This window comes from Pannonibacter sp. SL95 (assembly GCF_026672425.1).
Taxonomy (GTDB): Bacteria; Pseudomonadota; Alphaproteobacteria; order Rhizobiales; family Stappiaceae; genus Pannonibacter.
This window is the reverse complement of record NZ_JAPPRC010000003.1, coordinates 995,294-1,016,585: the sequence shown is the minus strand read 5'-3', so window position 1 is coordinate 1,016,585 and position 21,292 is coordinate 995,294. Positions and strand designations below refer to the sequence as shown.

The following is a 21,292-nucleotide window of genomic DNA, read 5'->3' as shown; positions in this document are numbered from 1 at the left end:
TCATTTTTCAAACGCGAAATGTTATTTCGCGAAACGCCCCTGATTTAACCAACGTCAGATCCGACGTTAGATCGCTAACTTCAATCTTTCACCAGAAGGGAACTCAGGTAAATTCAAAAAAATAGCTATTATCGATAATCCATGAACTTGGAATACAGAATAAATGCCTAAACTTACGGAGCGTTTAAACGAAGTAGCTCGCAAGTCAAAGCGCTTCTGACATCTGTCAGTGCGAGACCGAAATTGTTTCGCCGAGATGCAAACAAGCTCATCAATCGGCAAAAGAAACAATCCGAAACGTTTATGAAATCGTGTTCACTACAACTGATTTGACAAAATCCGACCTTTTTCGTCGCTTCTGCGACGACGGCCCCAACCTGTCGCCTAACGCAATTCCACTACAACGATAAAAAGAGGCATCAGTCTTCGTTGTTGCGCCACTGGCTCGGCGCAGCGCCAAACCAACGTTTCGCAGCCCTCGTAAAATTGCCAACGGCAGCAAATCCAAGTCGAAAAGCGATTTCCGAAATCGGCAGGCTGGTATTGCGCAAAAGATCTGCTGCTGTTTCACGCCGAACCTGGTCGTAGAGGTCCTGGAACGTGTGATCCTGATCGGCAAGGCGGCGTTGCAGCACGCGCGGGCTCATGCCGAGCGTACGGGCAACGGCATCAAGGGACAGATCGGTCCTTGCCAAGTTCAGGGCGATCTCTTCGCAGACCAGACCGGCCACGCCAACAGCCTGCCGGCGATCCGCTATGCGCCGTTGCGCGAGCTCGACAAGCGCAGCAAACAGTGCCGGATCGTGCCGCGCCAGGGCGCGTTCGGCCAACTCGACTGGAAGACTGAACGAGTTTTCAGCAGCATCGAAGGCAATCGAGGGACCGAACAACTGACGATGCTGCCGGATGTCGGCGGGCCGGGGCCGCGCAAGCTGGAATTCCGCCTGCCGCATCATCTCCGTCCCCAAGGTCGTCGTCAGCCGGGTCGCAAGGGCGCCGGCGATCCGGTCGACCAGGTGATCCTGCAGGACAATGCGCGGAGACAGTCGCCAGACAAGTTCCGTCTTGCGCGGACCAGAACGGACGTTGCACTCGGCAAGGTCCATCAGACTGCGATGATGTGCGGCGATGACGTCAAGCGCGGTTCGTGGCGTGGGGGCATAGCCCACGGCAAGCATCAGCGGATGCACCGGACCACCGTCGGTCAGCCCACCAAAGCTGAGACCGATGCAATCATCGTTCAGAAGCTTTGCCGCCTGCTCGAGAAGATGGGCAAAATCATTCAGGGAAAAGAACCGCGTAAAGGTCGCCCCGGCGGGTGGTAATGTGACCCCTGCCCTACGGCTTACGTCTTCGAGCGTGAGGCCGTTACGTGCGAGATATAAAGACAATGGCTTAAGCACACTGCCATGTACCTGCGCACCCTCACCGACCTGATTGTCTTCCTTGCCCTGGCGCACAGTTCCGCAACCGTCATTTCTTAGCCCGGCGGCCACTGCCGCCCTTTTTCAGAGGCTGGATCTATAACGAGTTTTAACCGGTCGAGCGATGGTAAATGAACCTTTGATATTTCAATGCTTACAGTTCGTTAATGCATACTTGTCATTTTTATCGATACACTTGCACGGCGCGAATGCCTTGCCTAGCTGGCAAAGAAATGGGGGTTTGGTTCGTCCATACGCGGTGATAATAAGACAGTGCCAGCGCCCGGACGCGCGCACGCAGGACAAATGACGATGGCCGAACCCAAGAAGCCCTCCCGCACGCCGACAATGACGCCTGACCAGTTCCGCGACTGGCGGCGCGCGCTCGGCCTGAAACAGAAGGATGCAGCCGAGCGCCTCGGGTTGAAGAAGCGCATGATCCAATATTATGAAAAGGGTCATCGCGACGGCCGGCCGGTTGAAATCCCGAAGTCAGTGCGCCTGGCCTGCTTTGCCCTCAGCCAGGGAATTGGCGATTTCGATGGCGTGAGCACAACCGAGGCGCGTCTCCCGACCCCGCCCGCAGACGGCAGCAGCGCGTCTGATCTGGATTGATGGCAATCCGGGGTTCCATCCCGGCGTTCTATTGCCTATAAGGCGCACTCAGCCACCAATGTAATCCTCTTGGACGAGCCCTCACGCCCGCGCTTCAAGGCGCGGCGGCGGGACGATGCGAGCCACGATGCCCAGACGCACAGACATTTCCTCCATCCTGATCATCGGCGCCGGTCCGATTGTCATCGGCCAGGCCTGCGAGTTCGACTACTCGGGCACACAGGCGTGCAAGGCACTGCGTGAGGAAGGGTATCGAATCATCCTCGTCAACTCCAATCCGGCGACGATCATGACGGACCCGGATCTGGCGGATGCGACCTACATCGAGCCGATCACCCCGGAGGTCGTCGCCCGCATCATCGAGAAGGAGCGGCCGGATGCGCTGCTGCCGACCATGGGCGGCCAGACCGCGCTGAATTGCGCGCTCGATCTGGAGCGCGACGGCGTGCTGGAGAAATTTGGCGTCGAGATGATCGGTGCCCGCGCCGACGTGATCGAAAAGGCTGAAGACCGCGAGAAATTCCGTGCGGCGATGGATGCCATCGGTCTGGAAAACCCGCGCGCGTCGATCGCCTCGTCCCCTGCGATCCGCGATGCCAATGGCAAGATCACCGGCTACGACCGCAACGCCGGCTTCATGGAAGCCATGAAGGCCCTCGACGAGATCGGCCTGCCGGCGATCATCCGCCCGGCCTACACGCTCGGCGGCACCGGCGGCGGCGTGGCCTACAACCGCGAGGAATTCGAGACCATCGCGCGCTCCGGCATCGACGCCTCGCCGGTTGGCCAGATCCTGATCGATGAGAGCCTGCTCGGCTGGAAAGAGTATGAGATGGAAGTGGTCCGCGACAAGGCGGACAACTGCATCATCATCTGCTCCATCGAGAACATCGATCCGATGGGCGTGCATACGGGGGATTCCATCACGGTCGCGCCGGCGCTGACGCTGACCGACAAGGAATACCAGATCATGCGTGACGCCTCGATCGCGGTGCTGCGCGAGATCGGCGTCGAAACCGGTGGCTCGAACGTGCAGTTTGCAGTCAGCCCCGAGACCGGCCGCCTGGTCGTCATCGAGATGAACCCGCGCGTGTCGCGCTCGTCGGCCCTGGCGTCCAAGGCAACCGGCTTCCCGATTGCCAAGATCGCAGCGAAGCTCGCGGTGGGCTACACGCTTGATGAGCTGGAGAACGACATCACCGGCGGTGCGACCCCGGCGTCCTTCGAGCCGACGATCGACTACATCGTTACCAAGATCCCGCGTTTCGCCTTCGAAAAGTTCCCGGGCTCCGAGCCGACGCTGACCACGGCGATGAAGTCGGTCGGTGAAGTGATGGCCATTGGGCGGACCTTCCCGGAAAGCCTGCAGAAGGCCCTGCGCGGCCTCGAGACCGGCCTGACCGGCCTTGATGAAGTCGAGATCCCCGGGCTTGGCCAGGGCGATGACCAGAACGCGATCCGCGCGGCCATCTCCACCCCGACCCCGACCCGGCTGCTGAACGTGGCGCAGGCGATGCGGATGGGTCTGTCGATCGAGCAGATCAACGCCATCTGCGGGATCGATCCCTGGTTCCTGGAGCAGATCGCCGGCATCATCGACACCGAAGCGAAGGTGCGCGCACACGGCCTGCCGCAGACCGCCGAAATGCTGCGCAGCCTGAAGGCCATGGGCTTCTCCGACGCCCGCCTCGGCTCGCTGTCCGGCCTGGATGCAGATGCGGTTGCCAAGCGCCGCGCCGAGCTGAATGTGCATCCGGTCTACAAGCGCATCGACACCTGCGCGGCCGAGTTCGCCTCGCCGACGGCCTACATGTACTCGACCTACGAGACCCCGTTCGCGGGCGCTCCGGTGAGCGAAGCCATGCCGTCGGATCGCAAGAAGGTCGTGATCCTGGGTGGTGGCCCGAACCGCATCGGCCAGGGCATCGAGTTCGACTATTGCTGCTGCCACGCCGCCTTTGCGCTGGAAGAGGCCGGCTATGAGTCGATCATGGTCAACTGCAACCCGGAGACCGTCTCGACCGACTACGACACGTCGGACCGGCTGTATTTCGAGCCGCTGACCCCGGAAGACGTGCTGGAAATCATGCGCGTCGAACAGTCCAACGGCACACTGCATGGCGTGATCGTGCAGTTCGGCGGCCAGACGCCGCTGAAGCTGGCGCAGGCGCTGGTCAAGGCCGGCGTGCCGATCCTCGGCACCTCGCCGGACATGATCGACCTGGCCGAAGACCGCGACCGGTTCCAGCGCCTCCTGACCAAGATCGGCCTGAAGCAGCCGCAGAACGGCATCGCCTACTCGGTCGAGCAGGGCCGACTGATCGCCGCGCAGCTCGGTCTGCCGCTGGTGGTGCGTCCGTCCTACGTTCTGGGTGGCCGCGCGATGCAGATCATCCGGGATGAGGAAGCGCTGAACTCCTACCTGCTCGGCACGCTGCCGGAGCTGGTGCCGGGCGAAATCCGGGCCAAGTATCCGAATGACAAGACGGGCCAGATCAACACGCTGCTGGGTACCAACCCGCTGCTGTTCGACCGCTATCTCGATGGCGCCATCGAAGTTGACGTCGACGCCCTGTCCGACGGCAAGGATGTCTTCGTCTGTGGCATCATGGAGCACATCGAGGAAGCTGGCATCCACTCCGGCGACAGCGCCTGCTCTCTGCCGCCCTACTCGCTTTCGGCGGAGCTGATCGACGAACTGAAGCGCCAGACAGTGGCCCTTGCCAAGGCGCTGGAAGTCGGCGGCCTGATGAACGTGCAGTACGCGATCCGCGATGGCGAGATCTTCGTTCTGGAAGTGAACCCGCGCGCCTCGCGCACCGTGCCCTTCGTGGCCAAGACCATCGGCGAGCCGATTGCCAAGATCGCCAGCCGCGTCATGGCCGGCGAGAGCCTGGCCTCCTTCGGCCTGACCGAGAAGACGCTCGGCCATGTGGCGGTCAAGGAAGCCGTGTTCCCGTTCGCCCGTTTCCCGGGCGTCGACACGATCCTCGGACCGGAAATGCGCTCGACCGGCGAAGTGATGGGTCTGAACGGCTCCTTCGCCTCGGCCTTTGCCAAGTCGCAGATCGGCGCGGGCACCGGCGTGCCGGTCGAAGGCACGGTCTTCGTGTCGATGCGCGATCAGGACAAGGAAAGCGTTCTGGACGCCGTGCGCCGTCTCGAGCGGCTCGGCTTCCGCATCATCGCCACAAGCGGCACCCAGCGATATCTGGCAGAGCACGGAATTGCCTGCACAAAGGTCAACAAGGTGCTTGAAGGCCGCCCTCACATCGTTGATGCTATCAAGAATGGAGAGGTCCAGCTTGTCTTCAACACGACCGAAGGCGCGCAGGCCCTCTCCGACAGCCGTTCGATGCGTCGCGCTGCCCTGTTGCACAAGGTGCCCTACTACACGACCCTCGCCGGGGCTGTAGCGGCCGCCAAGGGTATCGAGGCGTATAAAACCGGCGGCCTTGAAGTTAGACCCCTGCAGTCCTACTTCGGCTAAGGCTCTATTCATCCGCACTCCAGCCGGACCTTGAAACGTCCGGCTGGATCGTGCTTTTTATGTTCTTTCGGCCCGCGCCAACGGTGCGGGCCATGGTACGTGAAGGTCCAGGACCAATGGAAAAGATCCCGATGACGGCTGCGGGCTATGCAATGCTGCAGACGGAACTGAAGGAGCGCACGTCGGTCGAGCGGCCCCGGATCGTTGAGGCGATTTCCGAGGCCCGTGCGCACGGCGACCTGTCGGAAAACGCGGAATACCATGCGGCCAAGGAAGCCCAGAGCCATAACGAGGGCCGCATCGCGGAACTCGAGGACAAGCTCGGCCGCGCTGAAATTATCGATGTCTCGAAGTTGTCGGGCACGACCGTCAAGTTCGGCGCCACAGTGACGCTGATCGACGAGGACACCGAGGAAGAGAAGAAATACATGATCGTCGGCGACGTGGAAGCCGACGTGAAGCAGGGCAAGATCTCTATTTCCTCGCCCATCGCGCGCGCGTTGATCGGCAAGACCGTTGGCGACAGCGTCGAGGTCTCCGCTCCCGGCGGCTCGCGCTCCTACGAGATCGAAGCAGTCAGCTTCATTTGACAGCCGGATATCCGGCGTCCTTGCATGAAAATGCCCGCGGTTTCGCGGGCATTTTTTGTTGAGAGACATCGGGCAATGGTACAGGTCCTCAAGGCGGATCGCTCATCGAGCGGCTGCCCAAATCGGTACGGCTCCTGAGTAATTTCAACGCGTTATGCATCGCCATGACAAGGCGTCAGATAAAGCCGCCCTCTTGACCTACAAAGTTGCTGCTGCCTTCACTCCTGTCCGGAACAAGAAGCTCTCACCGTCTATTCACCCGACAGATTCTGCTTCCAGTCCTCATGCCCGTGGCGCACACGAATGATCAGCACATCATTGCGATCATCTACGACATAGATGACAAGATGAGACCGGACAGGATAAACGCGGACAGGTGGGCTGATTTCTTGGCGTTCCCGCGCCAGATGCGGATTGGCTGCAATCAGTTCGAAGACGTTTTCCAGCAAGCCATGATAGTGTGCAGCCTGCGCTTCGCCAAACTGCACAGCCCCTTCGATCACAATCCGCGTGATATCGTCCGCCGCCTTGCGGGTGAGCCTATAGGCCATCCGAAGACGGGTCCGTCCGGACGCGATGACGCACAGCGTTCAGGATATCGGCCATAGATTGGTCACTGACGCCGCTTTCCAGACCTTCTGTAACTAGCATCTGCATATGAGCAATCTTGCCACAGCGCTCCTGGTCGCGGCGGATCAAGTCCCGCACATAATCGCTCGCATTGCTGTAACGCCCCGAACCAGCCTGAGCCTCAACCCATTCCTTCATGGGATCCGGAAGCGAGACATTCATCGTCGCCATGACCAACGTCCTCCAAGAGCATCGGGAAACTTTGGCAGAGATTGGCAAAGTTTGTCAAATGGGGAGCTGCGACAACAACCTTGTTTGGCGACGCTCACTTCGAAATCGGAACCATCGCCTCGTCCTTGGTGCGGCGGATGGTGAGAGCGGTGCGGACGCTGTCCACATTGGGGGTCGCGGTCAGCTCGCGGATGATGAAGGTCTGGAACGTCTGCAGGTCCGGAGCGACGCACTTGAGCAGGAAGTCCACTTCGCCGGAGAGCATGTAGCACTCGCGCACGATCGGCCAGTTGTTCACCGTCTGCTCGAAGGCGATCAGATCGCCTTCGGTCTGGCTGTGCAGCCCGACCATGGCAAAGGCGGTCACTTCATAGCCAAGCTGCTTTTCATCCAGCAGCGTGCGATAGCCGCGGATCAGGCCAGCTTCCTCGAGTGCCCGCACCCGGCGCAGGCACGGAGGTGCGGATATCCCCACCCGGCGGGCCAGTTCCACGTTGGTCATCCGCCCATCCTGCTGTAGTTCTTTCAGGATGTGCCAGTCGATGGCATCAAGCCGTGCTTTCAAGAAACTCTCCATAACGACCTTGGCGGGTGACGCCCCGGAAACGGAGCAGGATGGCATCGCGCCGGCCCCTTTCGACGGCCAAGAGCCTTGCGACTCTCTGGCTCACCCGCGTACATGAGGCCGGAAGTAAAATTTTTTTTGCGGTTCTGCAAGACTATAACAAAATCCGAGATGAATAAGAAAGAACCTGAAACGGCCATTTCGTCGGCAGCGGCTCCCGTCTGGATCCTGACGGACGGAAAGGCGGGCGATGAAGCGCAGTGCATCGGCGTTGCCGAGGCCCTGGGGCTTGCCTATGAGCGCCGTGTCGTTCGGCCCCGCGCGCCCTTTTCCTGGGCCATGCCGCATGGCCCGGTCGACCCGCGCGAAAACGAGCTGAAGCCCGGCAGTCCCATCGCCCCGCCCTTCCCGCGCCTTGCCATCGCGTCCGGCCGACGCGCCGTGCCCTATCTGAAGCGGCTGAAGCGGATCAGCGAGGGGCTGACCTTCACGGTGTTCCTGAAGGATCCCCGCACGGGATCCGGCACTGCAGATTTCATCTGGGTAAGCGCGCATGACAAGCTGCGTGGCCCCAACGTGATGGTCACGCTGACAGCCCCGCACCGGCTCAGCGCCGCCTTGCTCGCCCGCGCCAGCGCGACCCCGGACGCACGGCTTGACGTCATCGGACACCCGCGCGTCGCCGTTCTCGTGGGCGGCGACAGCCGCCACCATCGCTTTACTGACACCGACATCCGCGCTTTCGTTGCCGGGCTCGAGGCCTGGGCGCGGATCGGCGCGCGCCTGATGATCACGACGTCCCGGCGCACACCGGTTGCGCTTGCACGCGCCCTGACCGAGATGGCTGCAACCGGCGGGCATTTTTTCTGGGACGGAACCGGAGACAATCCACTTGCCGCGATGCTCGCGCGGGCGGACGCAGTTGTCGTCACCGCCGACAGCACCAACATGATCGGCGAGGCTGCGGCGACGGGCCGCGCCGTGCATGTGTTCCATCCGGGCGGCGGCCACGCGAAGATTGGAATGTTTTTGTCTGGACTGGCTGAAATGGGGGTGCTTCACCCCTTCCCGGGACCGCTGAAAACCACTACCTACGAGCCGCTGAACAGCACGCCGCAGATTGCCGCCGCCATTCGGACGGCGATGGCGGCCAGAGCGGCCTCCGGCCAGACCAACAGCGCCAGTCTGCCCTGACGGGTCTGGTGATACGGAAAGAAAGTGGATCGCCATGGCAACCGAACACGTGAAGCTCCTGATCATCGGGTCTGGCCCCGCCGGCTACACGACCGCAATCTATGCGGCGCGAGCCATGCTGGAGCCGGTGCTCGTGGCCGGGATCCAGCCCGGTGGCCAGCTGACCATCACGACCGATGTCGAGAACTATCCAGGCTTTGCCGAGCCGATCCAGGGCCCCTGGCTGATGGAGCAGATGCGCCTGCAGGCCGAACATGTCGGCACCAGGCTTCTCTATGACACCATCACAGAGGTGGACCTGTCGAAGCGGCCCTTCCGCGCGGTTGCCGACAGCGGCACGATCTTCCTTGCGGACGCGCTGGTGATTGCGACGGGCGCGCAGGCCCGCTGGCTTGGCCTACCGTCCGAACAGGACTTCATGGGTGCCGGCGTTTCGGCCTGCGCAACCTGCGACGGCTTCTTCTACCGTGGCCGCGAAGTCGTGGTGGTGGGTGGCGGCAACAGTGCCGTGGAAGAGGCGCTGTACCTCGCCAATCTGGCGTCCAAGGTGACCGTGGTGCACCGCCGCGACAGTTTCCGCGCCGAGCGGATCCTGCAGGAGCGCCTGTTCAAGCATCCCAAGATCGAGGTGATCTGGGACCACGCCGTGGACGAAATCCTGGGCGGTGGCATGCCGAAGGCCGTAACTGGCGTTCGTCTCAAGCATGCCAAGACCGGCGAGATGCGCGAGATCACCACGGATGGCGTCTTCGTTGCCATCGGCCATGCCCCCTCGGTCGACCTGTTCCGCGGCCAGCTGACGCTGAAGCCGAACGACTACATCTTCACCGAGGCGGATTCGACCAAGACATCCGTACCGGGGGTGTTCGCGGCCGGTGATGTCACCGACGACATCTACCGTCAGGCCGTGACGGCTGCCGGCATGGGATGCATGGCAGCGCTTGAAGCGGAAAAGTTTCTGGCTGAACATGGGGCCGCGACACCGGCCTGACAGATTCGCCCAACCACGCCCGGACAGCAATCCGGCGGTACGGGGCGCGAGCGGAGGCTCACATGATGGACTGGGATAAACTGCGCATCTTCCACGCTGCGGCGCAGGCGGGCAGTTTCACCCATGCGGGCGACAGCCTCAACATGAGCCAGTCCGCGGTCAGCCGCCAAGTCAGCGCGCTGGAGGCAGATCTTGGCGTGCCGCTGTTTCATCGGCACGCGCGCGGCCTGCTGCTGACCGAGCAAGGGGAGCTGCTCTACCGGACTGCCCGTGAAGTGCTGATGAAGCTGGAAGCGGTGCAGACGCGCCTGACCGACAGCCGCGAGAAGCCGACGGGTGTCTTGCGGGTGACGACGACGGTCGGTCTCGGCTCCACCTGGCTGACCCAGCGCATCCACGAGTTCATCGACCTTTACCCGGACATGGACCTGCGCTTGCTGGTCGATGACGCCGAACTGGACCTGTCGATGCGCGAGGCCGATATTGCCATTCGCCTGCGCCAGCCCACCCAGCCGGACCTGATCCAGCGCAAGCTGTTCACGGTGCACTTCCATGTCTACGCCGCGCCGTCCTATCTGAAGCGTTACGGCACGCCGAATTCGATTGCGGATCTCGACAACCATCGCCTCGTGACCTTCGGCGAGCATGCTCCGGCGTATCTGCGCGACATGAACTGGCTGGAGACGGCCGGGCGGGATCCGGAAGATCCGCGCCGGGTGGTCCTGCGCGTCAACAACGTCGTCGCCATCAAACGGGCGGTGCAGAAGGGGATCGGCGTGGCGATCCTGCCGGACTATCTCGTCGAGAATGATTCCTCGCTCGTGCAGATCCTCAGCGAGATCGAGGACAAGATTCCGAGCTTCGACACCTATTTTGTCTATCCGCTGGAGTTGAAGAACACGGCGCGCATCACCGCGTTCCGCGATTTCCTGCTCGCCAAGGCCGAACGCTGGGCCTACTGAGCCGCCAACCCATCGCGGAATGTGGCCGATGCGTCGCCCATATGACGCTTGCGCGCCTGACTTTGCCTGCCTTCTGCTGCCGAACTGAGCAAGTGCGCAAGCGATAGCAAGCGGCAGCAGTTGCACGTCATCCGAAATAGCGCTTATTTCAAAGGCACTTGCACACGGCGACGGCAATCATTGTGCAGCGCACCCAGAACCTAACGACAAATGCATGACGATTTTGCCAGCTACCCGGGAAACGCATAGCAGATCTGCGCAGGTGCCACTTGTTTCGGCAGCTTGTGCACTGCATATAAGCATCACTGTTGGTTCTGCGGCGTCGCACTCTCCTCCCAGCGACGCCAATTCAGCCAGCTGTTCCCCTCTGGAAGGTGATCTTTCACCGCTGTGAGAGATCAAAAAATAACTGCCGGGTCTTTTGGACCCGGCTTTTTTTTGCCCTGAATTCTGAGTGCGTTGCGCCGGGACCAGAACGGCCCGGCGCTGGCGTGTCACATATAGAGCGGTTCGTTCTCGAGGCCGGCATAGAGGCCGGCAACCTGTTCGCCATAGCCGTTGAACAGAAGCGTGGGACGACGTTCGCCCGTGCCCAGCAGTTCCTCACTCGCCTGGCTCCAGCGCGGATGCGGCACGTCCGGATTCACATTGGCCCAGAAGCCGTATTCGGATGCGGCGATCTCCTCCCAGAAGGAGACGGGACGCGTTTCGGTGAAGCTGATCCGCACGACCGACTTGATCGACTTGAAGCCATACTTCCACGGCAGCGCGAGGCGCAGGGGCGCGCCTGACTGCTTCGGCAGCGGCTTGCCATAGACGCCAGTGGCCATGAAGGCGAGCTCGTTGGTTGCCTCGGCCAAGGTCATGCCTTCCACATAGGGCCAGGGATACCAGGTCTGCTTCTGGCCGGTGGCGACATCCGGATTCTGGAACGTTTCCATCCGCACGTATTTCGCTCCGGCCTTGGGGCTCGCCAGCTTGACGAGTTCCGCCAGCGCAAAGCCGGACCACGGCACAGCCATCGACCAGGCTTCGACGCAGCGGTGGCGGTACAGCCGCTCTTCCAGCGGCATCTTCTTCAGGAGATCGTCGATGCCGATTTCCTGCGGATTGTCGCATAGCCCGTCGATCTTCAGCACCCAGGGCCGGATCGGCAGTTTCTGGGCAGCGGCAGAGATGCGCTTGTGCGAGCCGAACTCGTAGAAATTGTTGTAGGAGGACACCAGTTCCTCGCTGGTCAGTTCCCGGTCCAGCACGTAGCTGGAGTTGCGGGGTACGGGATAGAGACCGGCGCTCGGGTCTTCCTCGGCGCGAAGCGGCAGCGGCATCAGCCCGCCAGCCATGCCGCCCGCCAGCCCAAGACCGGCCAGCACTTGCCGCCGGTTGAAGAACAGATGCTCCGGCGTTGCCAGATGCTCCGGCATCTCCCACGCGCGTTTGCCGATGATGTTCATGTCAGGGCTCCTCAGACTCCACCGATCCGGCACAGCCGGCCATGCCTCAATGGACCGGGCGAGGCAGGTTCTGACAAGTCACGGTGCGGTGAGCAGCGCACACGGAGCGTCACCCTTGCGTGAAGCAGGTCATAGCGCAAGGCCGGGGACTGAGCCCCGGCCCTGGCTGATCACATTGTCTCAGGCCGCTCTGGCAGCCCGCTGCACCACCTGATCTGCAGCCTTGCCGACCAGTTCGGCCAGATGGTCGAAACGGTGCGTGAAACTGCCGACACCGGAGGTGGCCGAGCGCAGCTCCACGATCAGATCGGTGATATCGGCCTCCGGCATCAGCGCCTTCACCTCGTCCCAGCCGGGCCAGCCGGGTCTTGCATCAAAACCGAGCAACTGCCCGCGGCGGGCAGAGATGATCGCATTGATGCGCGGGGTTGCCTCGCTCGGGCATAGCACCCTCACCTGATGCACCGGCTCCAGCAGCACGGGCGAGCAGTTCGGCAGCCCCTCGCGCATGGCCAGGATCGCTGCCATCTTGAAGGCCTGATCGGAACTGTCGACCGAATGATACGAGCCGTCGGTCAGCGTGACCGCCAGATCAACCAGCGGGAAGCCGAGTGGTCCTGCGGCCAGCGCCTCCGCGACCCCCTCCCCGACCGCCGGAATGTACTGCTTGGGCACGACGCCACCGGTGATCCGGTCGGAGAAGGCAAAGCCTTCGCCACGTCCTTGCGGCCGGATCTCCAGCGCGACATCGCCGAACTGGCCATGCCCGCCGGACTGCTTCTTGTGCCGGCCGCGCACGCTGGTCGCCGCCCTGATCGTCTCACGGTAGGCAACCTTCGGTGCGTGCACGTCGATCGACAGGCCGAACTTGCCACGCAGCCGCTCCTGCGCGACGCGCAGATGCATCTCGCCCTGGCCGTGCAGCAAGGTCTCGCCGGTGTTTGGCGCCTGTGTGACGCGCAGGCCCGGGTCCTCCTCCAGGAGCTTGGCAACCGCCGCCGAGAGCTTGACCTCGTCCTTTCGCTCGGCTGCCGACAGCGCGACCGCCAGAACGGGTTCGGCGATCCAGGACCGCGCCACCTGCGGTGCCTCTTTCTGAAGCCCGAGCGTTTGCCCTGTCAGGACGCCCTCGAGCTTGCCAAGCGCGACGGTCTCGCCAGCCTCGGCGGAGGCGCGCTTGACGGTCTGCTGGCCGGTGAGCGTGGCAATGCCGCTCACGCGTACCTCGCCGCCATCGGGCCGCACAAGTGTCGCCCCATCATTGAGGGTGCCAGACAGCACACGGACCAGCGACAGCTTGCCGCCATGCGAGGTGTGCAGGGTCTTCAGCACCTGCATCGCATCGCAGTCCCTTGGCAGGTCAAGCCGGTCACGCGTAAAGGAGATGCCCGGTGCCTCGTGCCGGAGCGCCTTCATCAGGCGCTGGATCCCGTTGCCATGCTCGGCCGAGCCGATGAACACCGGACAGATCAGGCCCTGCCGCATTTCCTCGGCAAGATCGGTGAAGATGCGCTCGCGGCCCGGGGCGATGTCTTCCAGAAGGGCTTCCATCAGCACATCATCGTGGTCGGCCAGCCGCTCCAGCATCGAGAACCGGGCTTCCACTTCCCGCTGATGTTCGTTGGTCGGCATCTCGATGACCAGGCTCTCGGCGTGCTCCCGGTAGACGAAGGCGCGCTCGAGGGCGAGATCGATAAAGCCCATGGCGATGCCGTTCTTCCAGATCGGGATCTGGCGCAGCACCAGCGGCACGCTGGACGCCGGTTGCAGAGCTGCCAGCACCTCGCGAACCCGTCGCTCCGTCCGGTCGATCTTGTTGAGGAAGAGAACGCGCGGAATGCCGCGATCCTCCAGCGTCTTCAGGATCAGTTGCAGCGCCGGGATCTTCTTGTCGTCGGCCTCGGCCACGACAACGGCGAGGTCAACCCCGCCCAGAACGCCCTGCGCCTCGCTGAGGAACTCAACCGAGCCCGGGCAATCCAGAAACGTATAGCGATCACCGAGATATTCGGTCTCGGCCACATTCACTTCGACGCTCATGCCATGCGCGCGCGCCTCGGGGCTGGCGTCGCCGACACTTGAGCCAGCCGAGACGCTGCCCTGCCGTGTCAATGCCCCGGTGCGGGCAAGAATGGCTTCCAGCAAGGTGGTCTTGCCGCTCGCGAAAGGTCCGACCAAGGCAATGCACCGGGGCCCGGCGTGTCTGCCGCTGGTGCCCGCTTTCCCGCTTGTCTGCGTGTGATTTTCTGTCATGCCGCCGCCTCCCGTTGGCTGGGGTGCCAGCGCGGTTTGCGACAGGACTGGCGCCGCAAGGCCGCGCCACCGCCCGCCGGTCGGGCGGTTCCTCATGGTCGCGCCGATTTGTGAGCCGACGCAAGGAAAACCTGTGCGGCAGCGCAACATGCCGCAGGCAGGTCTTGGACGGAAGACACCCCTTGCCAGCCGTCGGAGGTTGCCGCATTGCTGGGCCGGTTCCGTCTGGCCTCATCCAAGGGAAATCCATGTCACAGCGACTGCCGCGCAAAGTTCTGTCGTGCCTGATCGTGGGCCTTTTGCTGGCAGCCGGTGGTGCTGCGATGTCGCCGGCCGCCGCGCAGACGTCGGCGCTCGGTGGGTTCCAGGACAATGGCACGGCAGGTGGGCGCGCCGCGCGGTCGCAAAGCCCGGCGAGGCTGCTGGACCGTGACCGCGCCCGTCAGCTCGGCACGCTGGACAGCCAGACGCTGCAGCTTGAGCAGCAGCGCAAGGACCGCAATCTCAAGCTGACAGAGCCCTGTCCGTCGACCAGCAACCCGGCATGCCGGGAGATCAACAAGGACGGCGACGAACGCAAGTGACGTTATGGGGGGCTGGGGGACACCGAGCCCCCAATGATTTGGCTCCTGTCGCCCCGGGCGCAGCGAAGCGGAGAACCGGGGCCTACTCGTTCGCAGAGCCGTCAGGATCGGCCCGGTGGCGCCAAGGGCTGTGCAAGGTGAGCTGCACCTGCCATTGCGCTTTGGCAGCCTTCTTCCCCGCTCTGTGAGCGAGTAGGCCCCGGCTCGCGCTCCGCTTGGCCGGGGTGACGCCGTCAGGTCGATCATCAAGAACGAGGGCGGCCGAAGCCGCCCTCCTGTCGATTTGAACCGGGCTGGAACCAGCCGGATTGCAGATTACTTGGCCGCGTCCAGCGTCAGCTTGGCGACGCCAAGGGTGATGTTGGCGCCAGTGTTGCTCTCAAGGCTCAGTGGGTTCAGCGCGATGGAGCGGTCAAGCCCACCGACCAGGGCGTTGGCAGCAAGGCCCGCGCCCAGCGTCGCGCCTGCGGTCACGCCGGCATAGGTGCCAGCCAGTGCGCCGGCCTTCATGTTGGCGCTCGGCGCAAGCACGCCCCAGACCAGCGTCGCATTGGACGTCGAGCCGATGTCGATGCCGTAGTCGGTGATCTTGCCCTTGTAGGTCTCGACCGGCGCATCGATGGTCGGCTTGTAGGTGCAGGACAGCGAATGGCTGGAGCCGACAATGAAGTTGCTCTCGCCGGTCACGGCACAGGTCAGCACGCCGATCTGAAGGCCGGGCGCCTGGCTCTGCGCAAGCGCAGGCGTTGCAGCAGCGGTGACAGCAAGAGCGGCAACAAAGAGCGTGGAACGAATCATCAGAAGTCTCCATGGACGAGATCGAGAAGGCCGGGTGCCGCTGCGGTCATAGGGACCTGAACGAAAAACCCGGCCCGGCACTGACGCAAAGCGCCGTGCCTGACCGGGTTCGTTGTGACAGTACAATGTGGCGCGGGCGGGACCGGATGACCCGGGTAGCGCCCTAACGCATTAATTTTACTTAAGGTTTCCGCAGAAGCGCTGGATGCGCATGCAGGCTTCCTCCAGCGCCTCGGTCGAGGTCGCGTAGGAAATGCGGAAGTTCGGGCCAAGGCCAAAGGCCGAGCCATGCACCACCGCAACGCCTTCGGTCTCCAGAAGCTCGGTGACGAAGTCCTCGTCAGTCGCGATGACCTTGCCGGACGGCGCGGTCTTGCCGATGGTGCCGGCGCAGGACGGGAACACGTAGAACGCACCTTCCGGCACCGGGCAGACGAGACCCTTGGCCTGGTTCAGCATGGACACCACGAGGTCACGGCGGGCCTTGAAGATCTCGTTGTTCTTCGGGATGAAGTCCTGCGGGCCGTTGAGGGCTTCCACCGCCGCGTACTGGGCGATCGAGCAGGGGTTGGAGGTCGACTGCGACTGGATGGTCGCGATCGCCTTGATGAGCGAAACGGGACCTGCCGCATAACCAATGCGCCAGCCGGTCATGGCATAGGCCTTGGAGACGCCGTTGACGGTCAGCGTGCGGTCATAGAGCGCGGGTTCGACTTCCGCCGGAGTGGCAAACTTGAAGCCGTCGTAGGTGAGGTGCTCGTACATGTCGTCGCTCATCACCCAGACATGCGGATGCTTGACGAGGACATCGGTGAGCGCCTTCAGTTCGGCGTGGCTGTAGGCAGCGCCGGACGGGTTGGACGGCGAGTTGAAGATGAACCACTTGGTCTTGGGCGTGATCGCCGCTTCCAGCGCTTCAGCGGTGATCTTGAAGGTGGACTTGTCCGCCTCGACGATCACCGGCGTGCCGCCGGCCAGCTCGACCATGTCGGGGTAGCTCACCCAATACGGCGTCGGGATGATCACTTCATCGCCCGGGTTCACGGTCGCCATCAGGGCATTGTACAGCACCTGCTTGCCGCCGGTGCCAACGGTCACCTGGGCCGCCGTGTAGGTCAGGCCGTTCTCGCGCTTGAACTTGGCGACAATGGCGTCCTTCAACTCCGGAATGCCATCGACGGCGGTGTATTTGGTCTTGCCCTCGGTGATGGCCTTGATCGCCGCTGCCTTGATGTTTTCCGGGGTGTCGAAGTCCGGTTCACCGGCACCGAGACCAATCACGTCCCGGCCAGCCGCTTTCAGCTCACGCGCCTTGTTGGTAACCGCGATGGTCGCGGACGGTTTCACGCGCGCAAGAGCGTCGGCAATAAAGCCCATAGGTTTCCTCCGTGGGAGACTGCAGAAACAAGCGCGCGGACCCTAGTGCCAGAAGCTTGCCACCGCAAGGGTTCCCGGCGCGATTTCGCGGGTTTGCGCGTGGCAACGGCGGCGCGTCACCCACAGACCCCGGATGAGGCATGGGATCAGCCGTTCATCAGTTCATTTTCACCAGAGAGAGGATAATTCACGGCACCTGATCATAAATAGAAATAATCAATCCAATCAAGTTAAGTACACGATAACGACCTAAGGGTATCTACGTATTTCAGATACAACCAAAGACCCAAGGGGCTGATATGGCGCGTATGTTCTCGACCAACATGCTGCAGCGCACAGTCAACAAGGATGCGTTGCAGGCCCTGGACAATCTGCCTGTTGCGGTCATGACCTGCGACTTGAGTTCATTCTGTATCGATTACGCAAACAAATCATCGGTCGAGCTTGTTAGACGTATCCAGCATCTGCTGAAGATCGATCAGGATGCCATCGTCGGGACGTGCATCGATGTCTTTCATCGCAACCCCGCCCATCAGCGCAAGCTGATCTCCGATCCCAAGCGACTGCCGCACCAGGCGCGGATCACCCTCGGCGACGAAATCATTGATCTGCATATCTCGGCGATCTACGACGCAGCCGGCCGCTACACGAAAGCGTCGCTCGTCTGGAAGATTGTCACCGACCAGGTTCGGGCTGATCGTGACACCAAGCGTCTGATGCAGATGCTGGACAAGATGCCGATCAACGTCATGACCTGCGATCCGAAGACGTTCGAGATCAACTACGTCAACAAAACCAGCGTCGAGACCCTGACGAAGGTGGAGCAGTATCTGCCGATCAAGGCCAAGGACCTGCTCGGCAGCTCGATCGACGTCTTTCACCGCAATCCGGCGCATCAGCGCAAGCTGCTCTCGAACCCGGCCAACCTGCCCTGGAAGACGAACATCAAGGTTGGGCCCGAGACGCTCCGGCTCAACGTATCCAGCATTGAAGATGAAACAGGCGCCTATCTCGGGCCAATGTTGAGCTGGTCGATCATCACGGACCAGGCCGTTGTCACCGAGAAGGTCGGTGGCGTGGTCGAGACGATGACCGAGGTCGGCAGCCAGCTAAACGAAACCGCCTCATCCATGCTGGACTCTGCAACGACTGCGCTTGAGCGCGCAACTTCGGTCACCGCCGCCGCAGAGCAGATGAACGCAGCCTTCAGCGAGATTTCGCAGCGGATGTCCGTAGCGGCCAGGATCTCGTCCGACGCGACGACACGCGCTGATGTGACCGCGAGCAAGATCGGCGCCCTGATGGCCGCGTCCGACCAGATCGGCACGATCATGGGAACGATCCAGTCCATCGCCGACCAGACAAAGCTGCTGGCGCTCAACGCAACAATCGAGGCCGCAAGAGCTGGTGAACTTGGCAAGGGATTTGCGGTTGTCGCGGCCGAGGTGAAGGGCCTGTCCGAACAGACCAGCCGCGAAACGGAACAGATCCGCTCCCAGATCGAAGCCATGCAAGCCCAGACAACGGAAGCCCGGACGGCGATCCAGTCGATCATCGAGGTGATCCGTGAGCTGGATTCCCTATCGACCGCCGTCGCTTCGGCAATGACGGAACAGCAGGCGGCTTCGCAGGAAGTGGCCCGCGCCATTGGCAGCGTGTCCGATGCAAGTCAGGGAACGCGCACGTCGGCAGAGTTTGTCATCGGCATGCTGGACCGGGTCGACGGTGCACGCAAGGCAAACGTCGAAATCCAGGACTTCCTGAAGTCGATCTGAAATCGAGGATCTGAAAACCACATCGCCCCGGTCGACTTGCGACCGGGGCGATGTGGTTTTCAGGCCTTGCCTTCCAGGATCAGGCGCGGAGGCGCGTCTTCGGCTTCCATCAGAATGGCGCGCAGGCGCTTGTTCTTGGAGACGCCATCCATCGAGTTGACCACAACGGCCTGCGGAGCGGCGACACCCTTGCGGGCAGCCTCCAGCAAGGCGGTATAGGATTTCGGGTGCAGCAGCGTTTCGGTGACCGGAGTGTCATCAATGATCTGCTGGGTCAGCTTGTAGGTCTTGCGCGCAGCCTTGTTGGCCGACAGGATCTTGCGCGTCTTGCTGTCGATGACGAGCACAGGCGCGGTCATCAGATCGAACACCTTGGCCAGGTCAGCCCGGCCGTTCTCACCGGGCTCAGCGGAAAACAGCACGCCGCCGACCGTATCGCTGACGCGGAAGAAGACAGCGGAGTAGTTCAGCAGGATGCTGTCGCCACCTGGAAGCTGGAACCGTCCGCGGCCGGAAGCCCCTGCCCTGCGGGACAATGCAGTCAGGGTCAGCAAGGACAAGGTCTTGCCGACCCGCTTCGGGATATGTGCGATGTTCCGCCCCAGACACAGAGCGGGATCTGCGATCCCGAACACCTTCAGGAAGGCCGGGCTCGCGTAACGGATGTAGCCGTAGTTGTCGACGGTGAGGACGATCTTCGTCGAGTTCTCGACGAAGTGCTTCAGGATGGGCGCAAGGCCCCGAACCACCGCACCGCCTTCGCTTTCAGCAATTCCGCCAACCGGATGGCAGATGACAAACTGCTGCCCACCTTCAGCTTCGTAGCGCAGGCCATAAAGCGTGACGCCGTTGAGCCCGCTGTCAGCGTCACCACCGATCTCGGTCGGTCCGGACTTGCCCTTGCGCAAGACCGTCTGGACGAAGGAGAGCAGGTTCTTTTGCGTCTGTGGCGGAAGCAGCCGCATTGCCGATGCGAAGCTGGCTTCAAGCACGCGGCTGTCCTGCCCCTCAAAGGTCTGCGAGCCGCACTCCTGCCAGATCAGGCGCTTGCGGGAAAAGTCGGCGATCAGATACTGCAGGCCAGCCAGACGCAGGACTGGACCGGTCGCGGCGTCGCTCTCAGCGGCCTGCAATCCCTTCTCATCAACTGGCGTCTCTGCAACAGCTAGGGCAACAGCCTGCACGTGACTATCCTCTGACCGCCTGTTTGGAGCCATGCGGCAACCGTCTGATCGTTGAGACACAAGGTCGCAATATTTCGCGAAAAAGAAGTGAATCAGAAAATGACAATGCGAATTGTCGCGCCACGAAATGGCCGCAAAAACTGTCGGCTGCCGCCACGATCCCAGCGATAACGCGTCGCATTCGCCGGTCAATGTTGTCGCCATCGAGCTGCGACCGAAGGGATACATCGTGACCGGATCTTTCACCCGCGAAGACGCACCGCATCGTCAGATCAACCGGCTGCCCGCTATTCTGCCGCTGACGGCTCTGGCCTGCATCGCAGCGGCAGGGCTGTATTCGATCTTTGGCGCCGCCGCCACGCTGGATGGCGCCATGCTGCTTCTGCTCGGCGTCTTCCTCGCCATGAGTTCGCTGACGGTCATCCTTTGGCAGCGTCTCGAGCAAGGGCTTGGAGCAGCTCCCGCACTCGCCCACAACCGGCGACGCGTTCGCGGCTGGAGACTTTGAGCCATGACCCGCAAATCGCGTGACCCGGAAGACGCAAGCCTGCGCCCGCTCGGCATCGCCATCGCCCTTGGACTGATCCTGGCCGTTGTGATTTCTCTGACCGGCCCGCACGGCCTTGCCTCAGCCGAAGCCGATCGCACGATCCCGACGTCACAAGCCCGAGGGCTTTGAGCCTGACCGGCTTTACGGTTGTCAGCACTGCCAAGCAGGTAGATAGTGGCTGGACAGGATTGCGCGAGGCTTGAAATGGCCACAGATCTCAGTCTGTCCCCTGACACCATCCGCATGCTGGCCCAGAAGGCGCGGGCCGCAGCCACAGCAATGGAAGACGCCTACGAGGACCGTGGCGAGGCGGAAGTCGAGTTCGATCCCGATCGCCTGTCTGACAGTCATCATCACGACGGCCTCGCTGAGGAAGAGAGCGAAGACCTCAGCGAGGAGGAGTTGCGCGAACTCATCGATGACCTCAACGTCGATGAAGCCGCGGAGCTGGTTGCCCTTGTCTGGCTGGGCCGCGGTGACTTTGATGCCGCAGACTTTGAACAGGCCGTCGACGAGGCCCGCGACCGAGCCTTTTCCGCAACTTCGTCCTATCTCCTGCGCATGCCGATGCTGGCCGATCACCTTGAAGGTGGCCTAGAGGCGCTCGGTCTTTGAATGCAGGACTTGTCCAATGCGGCAACCGATCTCCCCGGCCGGTGATGCAAGCTCGGGATGCCTTTAACCA

Annotated in this window: 20 protein-coding genes; 11 read left to right on the top strand and 9 right to left on the bottom strand. The window is 62.2% G+C overall.

Annotated features, from left to right (window positions below; genetic code table 11):
- Nucleotides 1–419: 419 nt before the first annotated feature.
- Nucleotides 420–1,460, bottom strand: a complete 1,041-nt coding sequence (locus OVA12_RS05315; protein WP_268135184.1) for an AraC family transcriptional regulator — start codon at nt 1,458–1,460, stop codon at nt 420–422.
- A gap of 276 nt (nt 1,461–1,736) precedes the next feature.
- On the opposite strand from OVA12_RS05315, the gene OVA12_RS05310 reads away from it, so the two are divergent.
- From OVA12_RS05310 to greA, 3 genes are all read left to right on the top strand, one after another.
- Nucleotides 1,737–2,039 carry a helix-turn-helix domain-containing protein gene (locus tag OVA12_RS05310; protein ID WP_268135182.1) on the top strand — a complete coding sequence of 101 codons (303 nt, stop codon included), beginning with the start codon at nt 1,737–1,739 and terminating at the stop codon, nt 2,037–2,039.
- Between the two features lie 127 nt (nt 2,040–2,166).
- Nucleotides 2,167–5,529, top strand: a complete 3,363-nt coding sequence (gene carB / locus OVA12_RS05305; RefSeq protein ID WP_268135180.1) for a carbamoyl-phosphate synthase large subunit — start codon at nt 2,167–2,169, stop codon at nt 5,527–5,529.
- Nucleotides 5,530–5,645: 116 nt separating this feature from the next.
- Entirely contained in the window at nt 5,646–6,119 is a 474-nt protein-coding gene (gene greA / locus OVA12_RS05300) for a transcription elongation factor GreA (RefSeq protein ID WP_268137018.1), read from the top strand.
- Nucleotides 6,120–6,370: 251 nt separating this feature from the next.
- On the opposite strand, the gene OVA12_RS05295 is transcribed toward greA, so the two are convergent.
- The 3 genes from OVA12_RS05295 to OVA12_RS05285 all read right to left on the bottom strand — a co-directional run bounded on the left by OVA12_RS05295 (nt 6,371) and on the right by OVA12_RS05285 (nt 7,485).
- On the bottom strand, nt 6,371–6,670 hold the full coding sequence (locus OVA12_RS05295; RefSeq protein ID WP_268135178.1) for a type II toxin-antitoxin system RelE/ParE family toxin: 300 nt from the start codon (nt 6,668–6,670) through the stop codon (nt 6,371–6,373).
- Nucleotides 6,660–6,920 carry a type II toxin-antitoxin system ParD family antitoxin gene (locus OVA12_RS05290; protein ID WP_268135176.1) on the bottom strand — a complete coding sequence of 87 codons (261 nt, stop codon included), beginning with the start codon at nt 6,918–6,920 and terminating at the stop codon, nt 6,660–6,662. Before OVA12_RS05290 ends, OVA12_RS05295 begins: the two co-directional genes overlap by 11 nt.
- 94 nt (nt 6,921–7,014) lie before the next feature.
- Nucleotides 7,015–7,485: an Lrp/AsnC family transcriptional regulator gene (locus OVA12_RS05285; RefSeq protein WP_268135175.1), complete on the bottom strand. Its 471-nt coding sequence runs from the start codon at nt 7,483–7,485 to the stop codon at nt 7,015–7,017.
- Nucleotides 7,486–7,656: 171 nt separating this feature from the next.
- On the opposite strand from OVA12_RS05285, the gene OVA12_RS05280 reads away from it, so the two are divergent.
- The 3 genes from OVA12_RS05280 (at nt 7,657) to OVA12_RS05270 (ending at nt 10,632) form a co-directional block, all read left to right on the top strand.
- Nucleotides 7,657–8,679 (top strand): mitochondrial fission ELM1 family protein, encoded by a 1,023-nt coding sequence (locus OVA12_RS05280; RefSeq protein WP_268135174.1) that lies wholly within the window; start codon nt 7,657–7,659, stop codon nt 8,677–8,679.
- Between the two features lie 34 nt (nt 8,680–8,713).
- Nucleotides 8,714–9,670, top strand: coding sequence for a thioredoxin-disulfide reductase (gene trxB, locus OVA12_RS05275; protein ID WP_268135172.1), 957 nt, complete (start codon nt 8,714–8,716; stop codon nt 9,668–9,670).
- Nucleotides 9,671–9,735: 65 nt separating this feature from the next.
- Nucleotides 9,736–10,632, top strand: a complete 897-nt coding sequence (locus tag OVA12_RS05270; protein WP_268137016.1) for a LysR family transcriptional regulator — start codon at nt 9,736–9,738, stop codon at nt 10,630–10,632.
- A gap of 494 nt (nt 10,633–11,126) precedes the next feature.
- Here the strand turns inward: OVA12_RS05270 and msrP are convergent, their stop codons facing one another.
- Both msrP and OVA12_RS05260 read right to left on the bottom strand, forming a co-directional pair.
- Nucleotides 11,127–12,086 carry a protein-methionine-sulfoxide reductase catalytic subunit MsrP gene (gene msrP, locus OVA12_RS05265; protein ID WP_268135170.1) on the bottom strand — a complete coding sequence of 320 codons (960 nt, stop codon included), beginning with the start codon at nt 12,084–12,086 and terminating at the stop codon, nt 11,127–11,129.
- A 180-nt stretch (nt 12,087–12,266) separates the two neighbouring features.
- The gene (locus tag OVA12_RS05260) at nt 12,267–14,339 is read right to left on the bottom strand and encodes an elongation factor G (RefSeq protein WP_268135168.1); all 2,073 of its coding nucleotides are present in this window, start codon (nt 14,337–14,339) and stop codon (nt 12,267–12,269) included.
- 248 nt (nt 14,340–14,587) lie between these two features.
- Between OVA12_RS05260 and OVA12_RS05255 the strand changes: the two genes are divergently transcribed.
- Nucleotides 14,588–14,923, top strand: coding sequence for a hypothetical protein (locus tag OVA12_RS05255; RefSeq protein ID WP_268135166.1), 336 nt, complete (start codon nt 14,588–14,590; stop codon nt 14,921–14,923).
- 315 nt (nt 14,924–15,238) lie between these two features.
- Here OVA12_RS05255 and OVA12_RS05250 read toward each other — a convergent pair whose 3' ends face one another.
- Nucleotides 15,239–15,721, bottom strand: coding sequence for a DUF992 domain-containing protein (locus OVA12_RS05250; protein WP_268135164.1), 483 nt, complete (start codon nt 15,719–15,721; stop codon nt 15,239–15,241).
- A gap of 177 nt (nt 15,722–15,898) precedes the next feature.
- A complete protein-coding gene (locus OVA12_RS05245; RefSeq protein ID WP_268135162.1) occupies nt 15,899–17,098 on the bottom strand; it encodes a pyridoxal phosphate-dependent aminotransferase in 1,200 nt (399 codons plus the stop codon).
- Between the two features lie 299 nt (nt 17,099–17,397).
- Here OVA12_RS05245 and OVA12_RS05240 point away from each other — a divergent pair, with 299 nt between their 5' ends.
- Entirely contained in the window at nt 17,398–18,873 is a 1,476-nt protein-coding gene (locus OVA12_RS05240; protein WP_268135160.1) for a methyl-accepting chemotaxis protein, read from the top strand.
- A 59-nt stretch (nt 18,874–18,932) separates the two neighbouring features.
- On the opposite strand, the gene OVA12_RS05235 is transcribed toward OVA12_RS05240, so the two are convergent.
- Nucleotides 18,933–20,057 (bottom strand): PAS domain-containing protein, encoded by a 1,125-nt coding sequence (locus tag OVA12_RS05235; protein WP_268135158.1) that lies wholly within the window; start codon nt 20,055–20,057, stop codon nt 18,933–18,935.
- Nucleotides 20,058–20,169: 112 nt separating this feature from the next.
- Between OVA12_RS05235 and OVA12_RS05230 the strand changes: the two genes are divergently transcribed.
- From OVA12_RS05230 to OVA12_RS05220, 3 genes are all read left to right on the top strand, one after another.
- Nucleotides 20,170–20,565 (top strand): hypothetical protein, encoded by a 396-nt coding sequence (locus OVA12_RS05230; protein WP_268135156.1) that lies wholly within the window; start codon nt 20,170–20,172, stop codon nt 20,563–20,565.
- Between the two features lie 3 nt (nt 20,566–20,568).
- Entirely contained in the window at nt 20,569–20,736 is a 168-nt protein-coding gene (locus tag OVA12_RS05225) for a hypothetical protein (RefSeq protein ID WP_268135154.1), read from the top strand.
- A 75-nt stretch (nt 20,737–20,811) separates the two neighbouring features.
- Nucleotides 20,812–21,222 (top strand): DUF3775 domain-containing protein, encoded by a 411-nt coding sequence (locus OVA12_RS05220; RefSeq protein ID WP_268135152.1) that lies wholly within the window; start codon nt 20,812–20,814, stop codon nt 21,220–21,222.
- The last annotated feature ends 70 nt before the right edge of the window (nt 21,223–21,292 follow it).

Coding starts and splice junctions, on each gene's coding strand:
- OVA12_RS05270 (WP_268137016.1), top strand. CDS start 9,736: ATGGACTGGGATAAACTGCGCATCTTCCACGCTGCGGCGCAGGCGGGC.
- OVA12_RS05295 (WP_268135178.1), bottom strand. CDS start 6,670: ATGGCCTATAGGCTCACCCGCAAGGCGGCGGACGATATCACGCGGATT.
- OVA12_RS05255 (WP_268135166.1), top strand. CDS start 14,588: ATGTCACAGCGACTGCCGCGCAAAGTTCTGTCGTGCCTGATCGTGGGC.
- OVA12_RS05250 (WP_268135164.1), bottom strand. CDS start 15,721: ATGATTCGTTCCACGCTCTTTGTTGCCGCTCTTGCTGTCACCGCTGCT.
- OVA12_RS05240 (WP_268135160.1), top strand. CDS start 17,398: ATGGCGCGTATGTTCTCGACCAACATGCTGCAGCGCACAGTCAACAAG.
- OVA12_RS05245 (WP_268135162.1), bottom strand. CDS start 17,098: ATGGGCTTTATTGCCGACGCTCTTGCGCGCGTGAAACCGTCCGCGACC.
- OVA12_RS05225 (WP_268135154.1), top strand. CDS start 20,569: ATGACCCGCAAATCGCGTGACCCGGAAGACGCAAGCCTGCGCCCGCTC.
- OVA12_RS05260 (WP_268135168.1), bottom strand. CDS start 14,339: ATGACAGAAAATCACACGCAGACAAGCGGGAAAGCGGGCACCAGCGGC.
- OVA12_RS05310 (WP_268135182.1), top strand. CDS start 1,737: ATGGCCGAACCCAAGAAGCCCTCCCGCACGCCGACAATGACGCCTGAC.
- OVA12_RS05280 (WP_268135174.1), top strand. CDS start 7,657: ATGAATAAGAAAGAACCTGAAACGGCCATTTCGTCGGCAGCGGCTCCC.
- carB (WP_268135180.1), top strand. CDS start 2,167: ATGCCCAGACGCACAGACATTTCCTCCATCCTGATCATCGGCGCCGGT.
- msrP (WP_268135170.1), bottom strand. CDS start 12,086: ATGAACATCATCGGCAAACGCGCGTGGGAGATGCCGGAGCATCTGGCA.
- OVA12_RS05290 (WP_268135176.1), bottom strand. CDS start 6,920: ATGGCGACGATGAATGTCTCGCTTCCGGATCCCATGAAGGAATGGGTT.
- OVA12_RS05220 (WP_268135152.1), top strand. CDS start 20,812: ATGGCCACAGATCTCAGTCTGTCCCCTGACACCATCCGCATGCTGGCC.
- trxB (WP_268135172.1), top strand. CDS start 8,714: ATGGCAACCGAACACGTGAAGCTCCTGATCATCGGGTCTGGCCCCGCC.
- greA (WP_268137018.1), top strand. CDS start 5,646: ATGGAAAAGATCCCGATGACGGCTGCGGGCTATGCAATGCTGCAGACG.